15 protein-coding genes are annotated in these 13,920 nt (G+C 65.3%); 1 reads left to right on the top strand and 14 read right to left on the bottom strand.

Annotated elements, in window-relative coordinates; genetic code table 11:
- Positions 1 to 569: 569 nt before the first annotated feature.
- From arfB to AC1D1Y_RS24770, 14 genes are all read right to left on the bottom strand, one after another.
- A complete protein-coding gene (gene arfB, locus AC1D1Y_RS24835; RefSeq protein ID WP_477684687.1) occupies positions 570 to 983 on the bottom strand; it encodes an alternative ribosome rescue aminoacyl-tRNA hydrolase ArfB in 414 nt (137 codons plus the stop codon).
- A gap of 31 nt (positions 984 to 1,014) precedes the next feature.
- Entirely contained in the window at positions 1,015 to 1,464 is a 450-nt protein-coding gene (aroQ, locus tag AC1D1Y_RS24830) for a type II 3-dehydroquinate dehydratase (RefSeq protein ID WP_436155354.1), read from the bottom strand.
- On the bottom strand, positions 1,461 to 2,588 hold the full coding sequence (locus AC1D1Y_RS24825) for a Gfo/Idh/MocA family protein (RefSeq protein ID WP_477684686.1): 1,128 nt from the start codon (positions 2,586 to 2,588) through the stop codon (positions 1,461 to 1,463). Before AC1D1Y_RS24825 ends, aroQ begins: the two co-directional genes overlap by 4 nt.
- Before the next feature lies 1 nt (position 2,589).
- On the bottom strand, positions 2,590 to 3,372 hold the full coding sequence (locus tag AC1D1Y_RS24820; protein ID WP_477684685.1) for an alpha/beta fold hydrolase: 783 nt from the start codon (positions 3,370 to 3,372) through the stop codon (positions 2,590 to 2,592).
- A gap of 37 nt (positions 3,373 to 3,409) precedes the next feature.
- Entirely contained in the window at positions 3,410 to 3,805 is a 396-nt protein-coding gene (locus AC1D1Y_RS24815) for a carboxymuconolactone decarboxylase family protein (RefSeq protein WP_477655602.1), read from the bottom strand.
- Positions 3,802 to 5,034: a 3-carboxy-cis,cis-muconate cycloisomerase gene (gene pcaB, locus AC1D1Y_RS24810; RefSeq protein WP_477684684.1), complete on the bottom strand. Its 1,233-nt coding sequence runs from the start codon at positions 5,032 to 5,034 to the stop codon at positions 3,802 to 3,804. Before pcaB ends, AC1D1Y_RS24815 begins: the two co-directional genes overlap by 4 nt.
- A 49-nt stretch (positions 5,035 to 5,083) precedes the next feature.
- Positions 5,084 to 5,977, bottom strand: coding sequence for a sugar phosphate isomerase/epimerase family protein (locus AC1D1Y_RS24805; RefSeq protein WP_477684683.1), 894 nt, complete (start codon positions 5,975 to 5,977; stop codon positions 5,084 to 5,086).
- Between the two features lie 15 nt (positions 5,978 to 5,992).
- Positions 5,993 to 6,895, bottom strand: coding sequence for a 4-hydroxyphenylpyruvate dioxygenase (locus AC1D1Y_RS24800; protein WP_477684682.1), 903 nt, complete (start codon positions 6,893 to 6,895; stop codon positions 5,993 to 5,995).
- A gap of 27 nt (positions 6,896 to 6,922) precedes the next feature.
- On the bottom strand, positions 6,923 to 7,687 hold the full coding sequence (locus AC1D1Y_RS24795; protein ID WP_477679229.1) for an ABC transporter ATP-binding protein: 765 nt from the start codon (positions 7,685 to 7,687) through the stop codon (positions 6,923 to 6,925).
- A 2-nt stretch (positions 7,688 to 7,689) separates the two neighbouring features.
- Entirely contained in the window at positions 7,690 to 8,448 is a 759-nt protein-coding gene (locus AC1D1Y_RS24790) for an ABC transporter ATP-binding protein (RefSeq protein ID WP_477655597.1), read from the bottom strand.
- The gene (locus tag AC1D1Y_RS24785; RefSeq protein WP_477684681.1) at positions 8,445 to 9,452 is read right to left on the bottom strand and encodes a branched-chain amino acid ABC transporter permease; all 1,008 of its coding nucleotides are present in this window, start codon (positions 9,450 to 9,452) and stop codon (positions 8,445 to 8,447) included. The genes AC1D1Y_RS24790 and AC1D1Y_RS24785 overlap by 4 nt, the downstream gene beginning before the upstream one ends.
- Entirely contained in the window at positions 9,449 to 10,324 is an 876-nt protein-coding gene (locus AC1D1Y_RS24780) for a branched-chain amino acid ABC transporter permease (protein WP_477655595.1), read from the bottom strand. Before AC1D1Y_RS24780 ends, AC1D1Y_RS24785 begins: the two co-directional genes overlap by 4 nt.
- 109 nt (positions 10,325 to 10,433) lie before the next feature.
- Positions 10,434 to 11,666 carry an ABC transporter substrate-binding protein gene (locus tag AC1D1Y_RS24775; RefSeq protein ID WP_477684680.1) on the bottom strand — a complete coding sequence of 411 codons (1,233 nt, stop codon included), beginning with the start codon at positions 11,664 to 11,666 and terminating at the stop codon, positions 10,434 to 10,436.
- Positions 11,667 to 11,711: 45 nt separating this feature from the next.
- Positions 11,712 to 12,647 carry a shikimate dehydrogenase family protein gene (locus AC1D1Y_RS24770; RefSeq protein ID WP_477684679.1) on the bottom strand — a complete coding sequence of 312 codons (936 nt, stop codon included), beginning with the start codon at positions 12,645 to 12,647 and terminating at the stop codon, positions 11,712 to 11,714.
- Positions 12,648 to 12,814: 167 nt separating this feature from the next.
- Here AC1D1Y_RS24770 and AC1D1Y_RS24765 point away from each other — a divergent pair, with 167 nt between their 5' ends.
- Positions 12,815 to 13,627, top strand: a complete 813-nt coding sequence (locus AC1D1Y_RS24765; RefSeq protein ID WP_477684678.1) for an IclR family transcriptional regulator domain-containing protein — start codon at positions 12,815 to 12,817, stop codon at positions 13,625 to 13,627.
- Positions 13,628 to 13,920: the final 293 nt, after the last annotated feature.

Here is a 13,920-nt window from a genome sequence, read left to right as displayed (position 1 = left end):
GCAAGTAACTTTCTTTTGCTTCGCCAAAAGAAAGTCACCAAAGAAAAGGCGACCCGCAGTCTGGGTCCCTACGCTTCGCTTCGGGCAACCTGCGGTGCTCGAGCCAAGCGGGGTCCGGCTAAACTCGCTTCGCTCAGACAACGCCGGCCCTGATCCGCTTGTCTCTGCGCTCCTCGGCCCAGCCAGGACGGGGCAAGCGGGAGCGGGGACAAAATACAAAGAAAACCAAATACCACAAGGACTCGCCAAGGCGAGTCCTTGTTTCTTCATGTATTCGGTATTCCTTCCCCACCCCTTGTGGATGCGCCGAGGAGCGGAGGTCCAGACGGATCAGGGATCGCGTTGTTTGAGCGAAGCGAGTTTAGCGAGACCCCGTCTGGACCGAGCACCGCAGGTTGCCCGTAGCGCAGCGTAGGGACGCAGCAACCAGGGTCGCCTTTTCTTTTGCTTACTTTTCTTTTGGCGAAGCAAAAGAAAAGTGAGTAGCCGCCGGGCTACCCCCGGCCAACAACCCTCAGCAAAGAGCGCAAAGGCCGGAGCAAGAACCGACCCCAGCCCGAACGGCCAGTTCAAGAATCCCGAACCGGTCCTCTCAAGCCCTTGGTCGCCGACCGCTGGCTCTTGCTCWCCAGCCGCCGCTGCTTGGACCCATAAGTAGGTTTGGTCGCCCGCCGCGCCTTGGGCGGATGGGAGACCCCATCAACCACCTCCTGCAACCGCGCCAGCGCATCGGCACGATTCATCTCCTGCGTGCGGTGCTGCTGCGCCTTGAGCACCAGCACGCCTTCCTGCGTGATGCGGCTGTCGGACAGGCACAACAAGCGCTCCTTGATCGCCTCGGGCAGCGAAGAGGCGTGGATGTCAAAGCGCAGGTGCACGGCGCTGGAGACCTTGTTGACGTTCTGCCCGCCCGCGCCCTGCGCACGTATGGCGCTGAACTCGACCTCGCGTTCGTCAACCGGGAATTTCGGTGGCGCAGCCATGCCAGTCAGCGCTCCACGTCAATCGTCTGCTTCAACCGGCCAGTTCGGCCAGGCCGGCAATCGCCAGGGCATAGCCCTTGACGCCGAAACCGGCCATGACGGCCTTGGCGGCCGGCGAAATATAGGAGTGGTGGCGGAAGGCCTCGCGCGCATGCACATTGCTGATGTGCAGTTCGATCAGCGTCACGCCCGCGCCCTTGATGGCATCGTGCAGGGCCACGCTGGTGTGGGTGTAGGCGCCCGCATTCAGCACCACGCCGGCCAGCGTGCCCGCGGCCTGCGCGCGGCCGGCCTCGTGGATCGCGTCGATCAGCGCGCCTTCATGGTTGCTTTGCCGGAAGTCCAGCTTGAAGCCATGGGCCTTGCAGGCCTGGCTGCACAGCGCCTCGACGTCGGCCAGGGTCTGCGAGCCGTACACGGCCGGTTCGCGCGTGCCCAGCAGGTTGAGATTGGGGCCGTTGAGGACCAGGGCTGTTTTCATGAAGCGGGTCTTTCCTGTGTGTCGATGGGAAGAAGATTGGGTGCGAGGTCCTGCAGCGCGACTGTCCTGCCGGTGGCGATCGAGCGCCGCACGGCTTCCACGGCCAGCAGGCTTTGCAAGGCATCCGTGACCGTGATTATCGGCCCTGCCTTGCCCTCCACCAAATCGCAGAAATGATCCAGCTGCGCCTCTAGCGGATCCACCGCCTCCAGGGCGATGTTTTTTTCGGTGAAAGGCGTCATCCAGCCGGGCTCGCCGCGGCTTTCGGGGCCATGGGTCCAGGTGTGCAAGGTGGGCACGGCCAGCGATCCTTGCGTGCCGGCGATGAAATAGCAGTCTTGCGAGGCATACCGCGCATAAGCCGTGTTTTCGCCCGAGGTCTGCTCCCAACTGCGCGGCGAGGCCACCGTGTCCGACAGCGTGAAAGTGCCCAGCGCGCCGCTGGCGAATTTCAGCGTCATCACGGCCGTGTCTTCGACCTCGAACCCGCGCACCGCGTTGGACACCAGCGCATGGACGGACTCGAGCTCACCGCAGAGGTAGCGCAGGTTGTCCATCTCGTGGATCAGGTTGATCAGGATGGGGCCGCCGCCGGGCTGCGTCCGCCAAGGACCTTGTTCAAAGTAGCTGTCGGGTTTGTAGAACTGCGCGCTGCCCGTCACCGTGACCACGCGGCCCAGCATGCCCGACCTGATGGCCTGCCGCGCTGCCCGCAGCGTGCTGCTGTGCCGCCGGTGGTGGCCCACCAGCATAGGCACCGGCTGCTTCGCCAACGCATCGGCCAGCCGCAGGCCGGCTTCCAGCGAATCGGCCACGGGCTTTTCGATCAAGGCCGGCACGCCCTGCCGCGCGCAGGCCAGCGCGCCGGGCACATGCAGGTGGTTGGGGGTAGCGAGGATCACGCCATCGGGCTGGGCCGCGGCCGGCCCGGCGAACAGCGCCTCCAGGCTCTCAAAATGCGGCACGCCCAGTCCTGCAGCGAAGTCTCGCGATGCGGCCTGCGGGTCTACCACCGCGCACAGACGGGTGCGAGGGCTGGCCTGGATCAGCTCGATATGCCTGCGGCCTATGACACCGGCGCCCGCGACGGCGATGCCCAGCGCGGCGCTGCCGGCCTGCGGCATGTCAGCGCAGGCCTTCGAAAAAGCGCTCCAGCAAGCCGGCGAAAGCGGCCGGCTGTTCGACCGCGCTCAGGTGCGCGGCTGGCAAGGTCTGGAGCTGGGCGCCCGGGATGCTGCTACGGATCGCTTCGGACATGGCCACGGGCGTGGCCTCGTCGCGCGTGCCGGCAATCACCAGGGCCGGGCACTGGATGCCGCCGTTACTGGCCCGAAAGTCGATGCCGGCCACCGCTTCGCAACTCGCGGCGTAGGCGGCCGCATTGGTGTTCACCAGCCGCTCGCGCAATGCGGCCACACGCTGTGCGCCGCCGCCGGCTTCGTCGGCGCGGAACTCGGGCGTGAACCAGCGCTGCAGCGCGCCGTCGGCAATCGCCTCCACACCTTGCGCCAGCACGGTTTGCACACGCGCGGACCACATGGCGCGCGCCGCCTCGTCGTAATACATCGCGGCATTGGCCACCGTGATGCTCTTGAGCAGCTGCGGATACTTCGCGGCCAGCGCCTGCGCGGTCATGCCGCCCATGCTGAGGCCGACAAAATGCACGGGGCCGGCGGCATGCGCTTCAATCAGGCCCGCCACGTCATCGGCCAGCATCGCCATGTTGTAAGGGCCGGGCACGGCTTCCGAGCGGCCGTGGCCGCGGTGGTCGTGGCGCAGCACGGTGTAGCGATCCTTGAGCGCGGCGGCCACGCCGTCCCACATGCCGAGCTCGCAGCCCAGCGCGTGGCTGAGCACCACGACCGGCCCGCTGCCCTCCTGGATCCAATGCAGATGAGGTTTTTTCATATTTGATTCTTCAAAAATGGGAAACGCGGGCGCGGGCTCAGGTTGCGGGCAGCAAGCCTTTTTCGCGCAGGATGTCGCCGGCCAGCGCGAACGCATGGTTGGCCGCGGGCACGCCGCAGTAAATCGCGGCCTGCAAAATGACTTCCTTGATCTCGTCGGGCGTGAGGCGCGACTCGGGCGGGCCGTCGAGCGCGGCGCGCACGTGCAGCGCGAACTCCTCATAGGCCTTGAGCGCGATCATGGTCGACAGCACCATGAGGCGGCGCGTCTTATCGCCCAGCGCCGGGCGGCCCCAGATTTCGTTCCACGCATAACGTGTGATCAGGTCCTGGAACTCGCCGTTGAAGGCATTGCTTTTGGCGATGGACTTGTCCACCCAGGCGTCGCCGAGCACGCGGCGGCGGTTGACCATGCCTTTTTCGTTGTCGTTCATGGGGTCACCTTTGTCCGTTTGTTGTCGTCAGTCTGCGCAACCAGCGCCTGCAGCGCGTCGGCCTGGGCATGCGCCTGGCCGGCGGCCTGCGCGGCCAGTTCCGGGTTGAACCATTCGTCGGCCGCATCTTGCGGCAATTCGGCGCGCAAGGTGTCGAGGTTGGCGCGCATGCGCTTGGTATCCACCTGCAGGCCGGGCAGCGCTTGCGCCATGGCGCGCACCGAGCCGTGGGCCGACATCAGCAGGCCCGGCCATTCGGCCAGTTCGGCCTGCCAGTTGCCGAGTGCGCGCTCATGCTCCTGCGGCATGGTGGCCAGCAAGGCGGCCACGCGTTGCGGCGCGCGCGCACTGGCCGCCAGCGCCACCATGCAGGCGACGGGATTGCGTTTGTGCGGCATGGCCGATGACCCGCCGCGCCCGGGCTCGGTCGGCTCGGCCAGTTCGCCGACTTCGTACTGGCCCATCAGCGAAATGTCTTTCGCGATCTTGCCCAGGCTGCCCACCAGCAGGCCGAGCTCGCAACCCAAGGCCACCCATTCGTCGCGCTGCGTGTGCCACGGAAATGCGCMGGCCTTGAGCTTGAGGTCGGCAGCCATCAGCGCGACGACCTGCGGGCCTTTGCCCTTCATCTGCGCGAGGGTGCCGACCGCGCCGCCCAGCTGCACGGCCAGCGCGTTGTCGCCGGCGGCGCGCAGGCGCAGCAGGCTGCGCGCCAGCGGTGCGGCCCAGCCCGCGCACTTGAAGCCAAAACTCGTGACCGAAGCCGGCTGCATCAGGGTGCGGGCCAGCACCGGGTCGGCCGCATGGCGGCGCGCCAGCACCAGCAGGGCCGCGACCGCCTTGCGGATGTCGGCCTCGACCAGGTTCAGCGCATTGCGCGTCACCAGGGCCAGCGCGGTGTCGATCACGTCCTGCGAGGTCGAGCCGAAATGCACATAGCCCGCGGCGTCCTTGTTGAACAGCCCCACGGTTTCCTTGAGGCTCTTGACCAGCGGGATCGCGATGCTGCCGGCGCGCCCGCTTTCGCGCACGATCTTGGCGACGTCGAACAGCTCGACCTTGCAGGTGCCGGCGATGGACTGCGCGGCCGCCTCGGGGATCAGGCCGGCGCTGGCCTGGGCGCGCGCCAGCGAAGCCTCGAAGCGCAGCATCGCGTCCAGGAAATTGCGCTCGCTGAACGCGTCCAGTATCTCGGGCGTGGAGAGAAAACCTTCAAAAATACTGCTCATTCCATGCAACTCTCAAAAATAATTCAAGCGGGTCATCACCTCGAAGGCATCAACGCTTCAAGCGCATCTGGTTGGGCAGGGGCACGGAGCGCCGCAAGACGTCCTCGCCCAGCCACAAGGCCGAACGCCAGGCGCGCTCCGCCACCGAAGGCAGGGGCATCTGCAGGTAGTCGTCGTTGAACACYTCAAAGCTGTARTCGCCRCGGTAACCCAGGCCGTGCAGCCGGGTCACCAGCGTCGCGAGCGCCTCGCTGTGCACGCCCTCGCCGGGGAAGACGCGGAAATGCCGGGCGGTGGCGATGCGCTCCTCGACCGACTTGATCTCGGTCCACATGAAGTCGGCCAGCTGCACCAGGAAAATCCTGTCCGGGTCCAGGATGTCGAGCTCGTCCAGCGAGGTGCCGGTGGCGAACATGTGGTACGAATCAAAACCCAGGCCCAGGTTGGGCATGTCGGCCTGGCAGATGATCTCCCAGGCCTGCGGAAACTCGTTGATAACGCGCCCCCATGACAAGGCCTCGTAGGCGATCTTGATGTTCATCGGGATCGCCAGCATGGCCAGCTTGCGCAGGTCTTTCACCAGCGCGGCGGTCTCGCCGGTGGCATGCACCGAGGTCGACGAGCAGACCAGCAGCAGCCGGCAGTCCAGCGCATGGCACATGTCCAGCATGGACTTGGCGATGTCCATCTTGTAGTCGTGCAGGTGGCCCGACAGGCCCTCGAAATCGCGCAGCACCTGGAAGCCCGTGACACGCAGGCCGCTGGCGCGCACCGCTGCGACGGCGGCTTCCATGCCCTCGGGGTGGCCGACGATGTCCTTGGCCGCCAGCATGATCTGCGTGAAGCCGGCTTCGCGCACAGCCTTGAGCTTGGCCTCCAGCGGCCCCGCAAGCGAGATGGTGTCCATCCCGAAGTCGTCAATGTTTCCGCTGTAGTGGCTCATGATGTTGCCGCCCGTTCAGCGCTCGTTGTGGACCAGCTCGAAACTCACGCTGCCCATCCAGGTCCGCGTGAGCGCGCCGCGGTCCTCGGTGTGCACGCCGCGCGATTCGACGAACTCCACGCCGCGCTTGCTGAGCTCGGCCACCGAGGCCAGCACGTCGGGGCTGCCCAGGCCCACGCGCTGCAGGGCCTCGTCGCCCTCCACGTCCAGCACGCTGGCCTCGGGCTCTATCAGCTGCAGGTAAAACCGCGAGGCCGCCGGACATGGGCTGCGCAGGATGCGGCCCTTGGGCAAAATGCCGAAACGCTGATCGTCGGGCAAGTCGGTAAAACCGAAGAGCTCGCGGTAGAACTCGGCCCAGTCCTCGGTGCGGTCGTTGCCGATGTACTGCACGACGCCGAAGAAATGCAGGCCTGCCACCGCCGGCGGGTGCGGCTCGACCGTCGGGATGGGCACGAAGTCCACGTCGTAGATCGAAAAGGTTTCGTAGCGGTCGACAAAATAAATCCGGCTCTTGCCCACGCCGTGAATGGCGGGGATGTTGAGCTCCATCACCTCGACGCGCGAAGGCACGGCCCAGGCGCCGCGCTCCAGCGCGCGGCGGTAGGCCTCGGCCGCATCGCGCACGCGCAGCGCCACGGCGGCGATCACCGGATTGTCGGTGGGCGCGGCGCCGTCGGGCATGGCCGGGATGTGGGCATTGACGATGACGTTCATGCCGCCCTGGCGGTACAGCATGACCTCGCGCGAGCGGTGCCGCGCCACCGGCCTGAAACCCATCATCTCCAGCACCTGGCCCAGGGCCTGCGGCTTGGAGGTGGTGTATTCGATGAACTCGATGCCGTCCATGCCGAGCGGGTTGGCGACTTCGGGGATGGCTTCGCGGTCGGCGGCGGGCGCTTGCTTGGCGGTGCTCATGGTGTTCTCCGGTTCAAAGGTTCCAGCTCAAGAAGTTTGCGCGGCGGGCGCTGCCACGGCCGCGCCCGGCACATGGCCGCCGCCCAGGAACAGGCGTTCGATGTTGGGATCCGCCAGCAGCTGCGCGGCCGGCTTGTGCAGCACCAGCTGGCCTGACTCCAGCGCGATGGCGTCGTCCGAAATCTTGAGCGCGCTCTTGACGTTCTGCTCGACCATCAGCACGGTCGTGCCCTGGGCCGCCAGCCTTTGCAGCAGCTTGAACACGTCCTGCACCACCATGGGCGAGAGGCCGATGGAGGGCTCGTCGATCAGCAGCACCTTGGGCCGCAACAGCAGCGCGCGGCCGATTTCAAGCTGCTTCTGCTCGCCGCCCGACAGCGCCGAGGCCTGGGAATGCAGGCGCTCCTTGACGCGCGGGAAAAACTCCAGCACCTCGGGAATGCGCTCGTGCGTGGTCTTGGTGCCCAGGGTGATGCCGCCCAGTTCCAGGTTCTGGAACACCGTGAGCTGCCCGAACAGGTTGCGGCCCTGCGGCACAAAGGCGATGCCCCTGGCCAGCAGTTCTTTCTGGCTGGCGCCCGAGATGTCCACGCCGTCCAGCAGGATGCGGCCCTGGCGCGGCTTGAGCAGGCCGAACAGGGTTTTGAGCACGGTTGATTTTCCCGCGCCGTTGGGCCCCAGCAGCAAGGTGATGGAGCCGCGCCTGACCTTGAAGGACAGGTTGTTGAGGATCATGAAATCCTTGTAGCCCGCCACCACGTCGTCGAATTCAATACAGGTATCGTTGCTCATCTTCAATTCCCCAAATAGGCGTCGAGGACTTCTTTGTTGGCGCGAATTTCAGCCGGTGTGCCTATGGCCATCACCCGGCCCTCCACCATCACCATGATGCGGTGGCACAGGTCCATCACAAAGTCCATGTTGTGTTCGATCACGACAAAAGAGCTCTTGCGGCCGAACTTGGGGTTCTGGTTGAGTTCCTTGAGCAGCGAGGAAATACCGCCCACCAGGCTGGGGTTCACGCCGGCGCAGGGCTCGTCGAGCAGCACCAGGTCGGGTTCGGCCATAAAGGCCATGGCGATGTCCACGAGTTTTTGCTGGCCGTAGCTCAGGGTGCCGGCCGGCTTGTCGGCCACGTGGCGTATGCGGAACTGGTCGATCAGCGCGTCGGCCTTGTCGCCCAGGCCCGAATCGCCCGGCGCGAACATGCGGCTGAACATGCTGCCTTTGTGCTCCTGCGCGGCGACGATCAGGTTGTCGCGCACCGTCATCTTGCCGAAGACCTGCAGGGTCTGGAAGGTGCGGCCGACGCCGCGGCGGCTCAGCTCCAGCGGCGACAGGCCGGTGATGTTTTGGCCGTTCAGTTCGATCGAGCCCTCATTCGGCGTGATCTGCCCCAGCACGCTGTTGAACATGGTGGTCTTGCCCGAGCCGTTGGGGCCTATGACGCCGAAGATCTCGCCCGGCATCACCTCGAAGGACACCCCGGCCACGGCCTGGATGGCGCCGTAGGCCTTCTTGAGCCCGCTGACCTTTAACAGTGCATTGCTCATGATGCCGCTCCGATCCGGCCGGCGGCCGCAGCGCGTGCCTGTGAAGCCTCGCGCGCCGCGCGCCGGCTCCTGATGCGGTCGGGAATGCTGAGCAGGCCGTCGGGCAGCCAGACCATCAGCAGCACCACCGCGGCACCGAACATCGGCAGATACCAGTTGGAGACCAGGGGCACGTCGCGCAGCCATTCCGGCAGCACCACACCCACGGCGGCGCCGACGACAGGGCCCAGGAAATAGCCCGCGCCGCCCACCACCACCATCAGGTACAGCATGATGGAGGCCGCCACAGCGAAGGGCCCCGGCTCGATGAACTGCACCAGCGAGGCGAACAGCGCGCCGGCGATGCCCGCATAGGCCGCGCCTATGGCAAAGCTCAGCAGTGTGTAGTTGCGGATGTTCACGCCCAGGCTTTCAGCGCGTATCGGGTTGTCGCGCAGCGCCGTGAAGGCCTTGCCCCAGGGCGAGCGCAGCAGGCCCCACAGCGCCCCGGCCAGCAGCACGGTCACCACCAGCACCAGGTAGTAATAGGCCCGGTTGCCCTCCAGCGAGTAGCCGAACAGCGAGGGCCGCGCGATGTTGTTGATGCCGAAGGTGCCGCCCGTGAGCCACTCTTCATTGCGCATCACCAGCCAGACCGCGGTGTTGAAGCCCAGCGTGGCGAAAGCCAGGTAAATCGCCTGCACCCGCAGTGCCGGGAAGCCCAGCACCAGGCCGACAGCGAAACAGATCAGCGCGGCGGCCGGCAGGCCCAGCCAGAAGCTGACACCGGCCTTCATCAGGATGGCGACGGTGTAAGCGCCTATGCCGAAGAAAGCCGCATGGCCCAGCGATTTCTGGCCGGCGTAGCCGACGGTGAGGTTCAGGCCCATGGTGGCGATGATGAAGACCAGCCAGTAAGTCAGCAGGTAGATGCCGTAGTTTTTGAGGAACTGCGGCGCGGCCAGCATCCCCAGCGCAGCCAGCAGCGACAGCGCCAGGGCGAATTTGTTGTTGGCGAGTTTCATACCTTGCGYTCYTCTTTTTTRCCCAGCAGSCCCTGCGGCTTGAASAGAATCACRACCATRAAAATCACCAGCGCCACCGCGTCCTTGTAGGCCGGCGAAATATAGGCCGAGGCCAGGTTCTCGCACACGCCCACGATCAGGCCGCCCAGCAGCGCGCCGCGCGAGTTGTTGAAGCCGCCGATGATGGCGGCGAAAAAGGCCTTGGTACCCAGGCCCTCGCCCATGTCGAACTTGGCGAGGTAGGTGGGCGTGACCAGCAGGGCCGCCGCCACCGCCAGCACGGCGTTGATGGCGAAGGTGTAGAAAATCATGCGCGGCACGTTGATGCCGAGCACGGAAGCGCTTTCGGTGTTCTGCGCCACAGCCTGCATGGCGCGGCCCGTCACGGTTTTGGCCAGGAAGGCCTGCGTCGCCAGCACGATGACCAGGGCCAGCGCGAAGGTGCCTATGTCCTGCAGGGTGATGGTGACCCCGGCGATGTTGAACAGYTTGTCGGCRAACAGGCTGGGGAAAGGGTGGGCTTCGGCGCTGTAGCCGGCGCGCACACCGTTGCGCAGGGCGATGGACAGGCCTATGGTCGCGACGACGATGGGCATCATGCCGTATTTGAAGAGCGGATCCACCACCCCCCGTTTGAAGACCCAGCCCAGCAGCAGCACGGCCAGCAGCACCGCCATCACAAAGCTCACCAGCATGGGGGCGCCCAGCGAAATGAAGGCCAGCATCATGAAGGCCGGCAGCATCACAAATTCGCCCTGGGCGAAGTTGATCGTCCCCGAGGCCTGCCACAGCAAGGTAAAGCCCAGTGCCGCCAGCGCATAGATGCTGCCGGTGGCCAGGCCCGAAAAGAAAAGTTGGAGAAAGTCCGTCATGGAGAAGGTCCGATGGAGAAGCCGGTGGTATTCAGCGGAAGTTTCGATGAGCAGGGTGGCGCCCTTGCCCACCGGCGGCCGGCCCCGCATGGCCGGCCGCGGTTTCAGCTCACTTCTTGGCGGCCGGCTTGGATGCCGCCGCCTTGGCAGCGGGTGCGGCGGGCGCCGCGGGAATGGCCTTGCTCACGTCGCGGGTGGCCTGGCCCAGGGGCGCCACCATGTCGATGACTTCCTGCTTGCCGTTCTTGACTTCCACCATGAAGCTCATGCGGTCGAGGTCGCCCTTGTTGTCGAACTCGGTGTACATCAGCGCGCCGGGGTATTTGTCGGTGTTGACCTTCAGGCCCTTCATGGCTTCGGCCACGGCCTTGCGGTCCAGCTTGCCGGCCTTTTCAATCGCGGCCTTGAGCACGTAGACACCGGAGTAGCCCTTCATGCCGTTGTGGTCGGAGATGTACTTGTAGTCCCTCTCGAACTTGGCCTTGAAGGCGCGGATGGCGGGCACCGGGGCGTCCACGGTCAGGCCTACATGGGCGATCGCGCCGTTGGCGGCCTCGCCGGCCAGCTCGATGACTTTCTGGCCGGTCAGGGTGGTTTCGCCGATGATGGGCTTGTTCCAGCCCTGCTTGCGCAACTCGCGCAGCAGGCGCGCCGACTCTTCCTCGTTCGAATAGGCGAACACGCCGTCCGCATTGCTTTGTTTGGCGCGCAGCACGGCCGCCGAGAAGTCGACCTGGCCGGGCTCGGTGGAGATTTCACTGAGGATCTTGGTCGGCGAGTTGGCCAGGGCTTTGCGGATGGCGTCCATCCCGCCCTTGCCGAAGTCGTTGTTCACGTAAATGACCGCGATGCTCTTGAGCTTGGCCTGGTCGCTGATGTAGCGCGCCACCTTGGGCATGGCGGTGGCCTGCGTGAAGCTGGTGCGGAACACATAGGGATTGCCCTGCTCGGTGATGCTGGCCGCTTCGCCGCCGGTGAAGTTGGGGACTTCGGCACGCCGTGACTCGGCCATGCTGACCATGATGGAGCCGGAGAACACCGGGCCGAAGATGGCGAACACGTCGTTGTCGATGGCCTTTTGCGTCAGGCCCTTGGCCACGCCGGGATTGCTTTGCGTATCGGCGGTGGTGGTCTGTATCTTCTTGCCCAGGATGCCGCCGGAGGCGTTGATTTCCTTGACGGCCAGTTCCACGCCGTTCTTGAAGTTGGTGCCCGCCGTGGCGCCGCCGCCCGAAAGCTCGACGATGTTGGCGATCTTGATCACGTCTTGCGCGAAGCCGGCCGTTGTGCCCATGCCCAGCGCGCAGGCGGCGATCAGGTGAAGTGCGAATCGTTTTTTCATGCTTGTCTCCTCTGGTTAAAAATCAATGCGGTCCAAAAATGACCCTCAAAGGGCGGCCAGCGGCGCACTGGCCTGCGCTCCGATGCGCCGGATTTCACCCGCCATCGCGGCCGGGTACAAATGCTCGCGGATAAAGGTCGCGTCGCGGCGCACCGCTACGGCGGCCTCGGCGTAACCGAAAAACTCCAGGTAGTCCGGCGCCTGCTGGATCAGCATTTCAAAGCCGGGCTGGGCCACCAGGCCGCGGCCGCGCACGGCGCGCAACAGCGGCGTCGGCTGGTTTTTCATGAGGATGTCGACCACGGCCGCATGCGGCGCCAGCCGCGACACATCGCAGGGCAGCGGGTCGGCGGCCTGCAGGCCCAGGGGTGAGGCATTCACCACCAGGTCGTAACCCGAGGGATCGCTGCCGGCGGCGGCCAGCACAAGCGTGCCCGCGGCCTGAGGCGCCGCGGCGATATGGGACGCCACCGCGTGGGCCTTGCCCGGCACCGGGTCGTAGAGCGCGATTTCCGCCGGGGCGCGGCTACCCGCGATCGCCAGCGAGGCGGCAATGGCCGAAGCGCCGCCGCCGGCGCCCAGCACCAGCACGCGCTTGCCGGCATAGGCCACGCCGAAGTAGTCGAGCGAAGAGACAAAGCCCTTGCCGTCGAACAGCCCGCCTTCGAGTTTCCCGTCAGGGTTGCGGCGTATGCCGTTGACGGCGCCGGCCACGCGGCCGTAATCATTGCAGCGCGACAGCAGGCCCATCACCAGCGACTTGTGGGGAATGGCCAGGAACATGCCCTTGATGTTCTTTGCCAGGAAGGCCGCGCGCACAAAGGTCTCGATGTCGCCGGCCGCTACATGCACAGGCACCAGCACGGCATTGATGCCCAGGGTTTTGAAGATCAGGTTGAACACATCCGGTGCCCGCACCTGCTCCACCGGATCGCCGGGAATCAGGTAGACGTCGGTATTACCCTGGACGGTTGGAAGCATGTCGAAGTTCGCCTTGTTTTTCCGCTGAGCGTTCGATGATCGATTAATCAGCGTTGATTGGCCTGAACTTTATCGCCCAGGACGGCGACATCAAAGCAAAATCCTTGATATTTGTACGATCATCGATCAATAATGATCGACAATCGACCGAAACAAGGGTTTGACCTATGAGCACCTCCGCCCTGCCCGCACAGCCCGACGCCCTGCAGGCGCCCAGCCCGCCCGCGCTCGACAAACGCGACTGGATCGCCGGCCTCGAAAAAGGCCTGGGCATCATCGAATGTTTTGACGACGCCAACCCACGCCTGACCGCCAGCCAGGCCGGCGCGCGCTGCGGCATGACGCGCACCGCGGCACGCCGTTATTTGCTGACACTGGAACACCTGGGCTATGTCGCCGGCGACGGCAAGCTGTTCTGGCTCACGCCGCGCGTGCTCAGGCTGGGCCAGTCCTATCTCGAGTCGGCCAGGCTGCCGCGCATCGTCCAGCCCTTTTTGCAGCGCGTGACGGCAGGCACGCAGGAAAGCGCGTATGTCAGCGTGATGGACGGCGACGACATCGTCTACATCGCGCGCAACGGCTCCAGCCGCGCGATGAACACCGGCTACGTGCTCGGCTCACGCGTGCAGGCCCAGGTCACCGCCGCGGGTTTGCTGATGCTGTCCATGCGCGAACCCGCCTGGCTCGAAAAATGGCTGGCCAGCCACGAACTCAAGGCCTACACCTCTTTCACCATCGCCAGCAAGGACCGCCTGCGCATAGAACTGGCCCGTGTGCGGGCGCAGGGCTGGGCGATTTCCGAGCAGCAGCTCGAGCTCAACTACCGCGGCATCGCGGTGCCCTTGCGCGACCGGCACGGCGATGTGGTGGGGGCGCTCAGTGTGACCATGCCTATGGGGCATGAGTCTAGTGAGGAGGCGGTTGGGAGGGTTTTGTCTGTTTTGCGCGAGACTGCGCAGGCTATGAGGAACTTGATTTAGCTTTTCGGTCGCTGGTCGGGTTGTTTTTGACGTCGGTTCTTGCTCCGGCCTGCGCGCTCTCTGCTGAGGACTGTTGGCCGGGGGTAGCCCGGCGGCTACTCACTTTTCTTTTGCTTCGCCAAAAGAAAAGTAAGCAAAAGAAAAGGCGACCCTGGTTGCTGCGTCCCTTCGCTTCGCTGCGGGCAACCTGCGGTGCTCGGTCCAGACGGGGTCTCGCTAAACTCGCTTCGCTCAAACAACGCGATCCCTGATCCGTCTGGACCTCCGCTCCTCGGCGCATCCACAAGGGGTGG

It is taken from the genome of Polaromonas sp. P1_G1 (assembly GCF_056405595.1).
The sequence above is the reverse complement of the archived record's forward strand: the minus strand, read 5'-3'. Positions and strand labels throughout refer to the sequence as shown.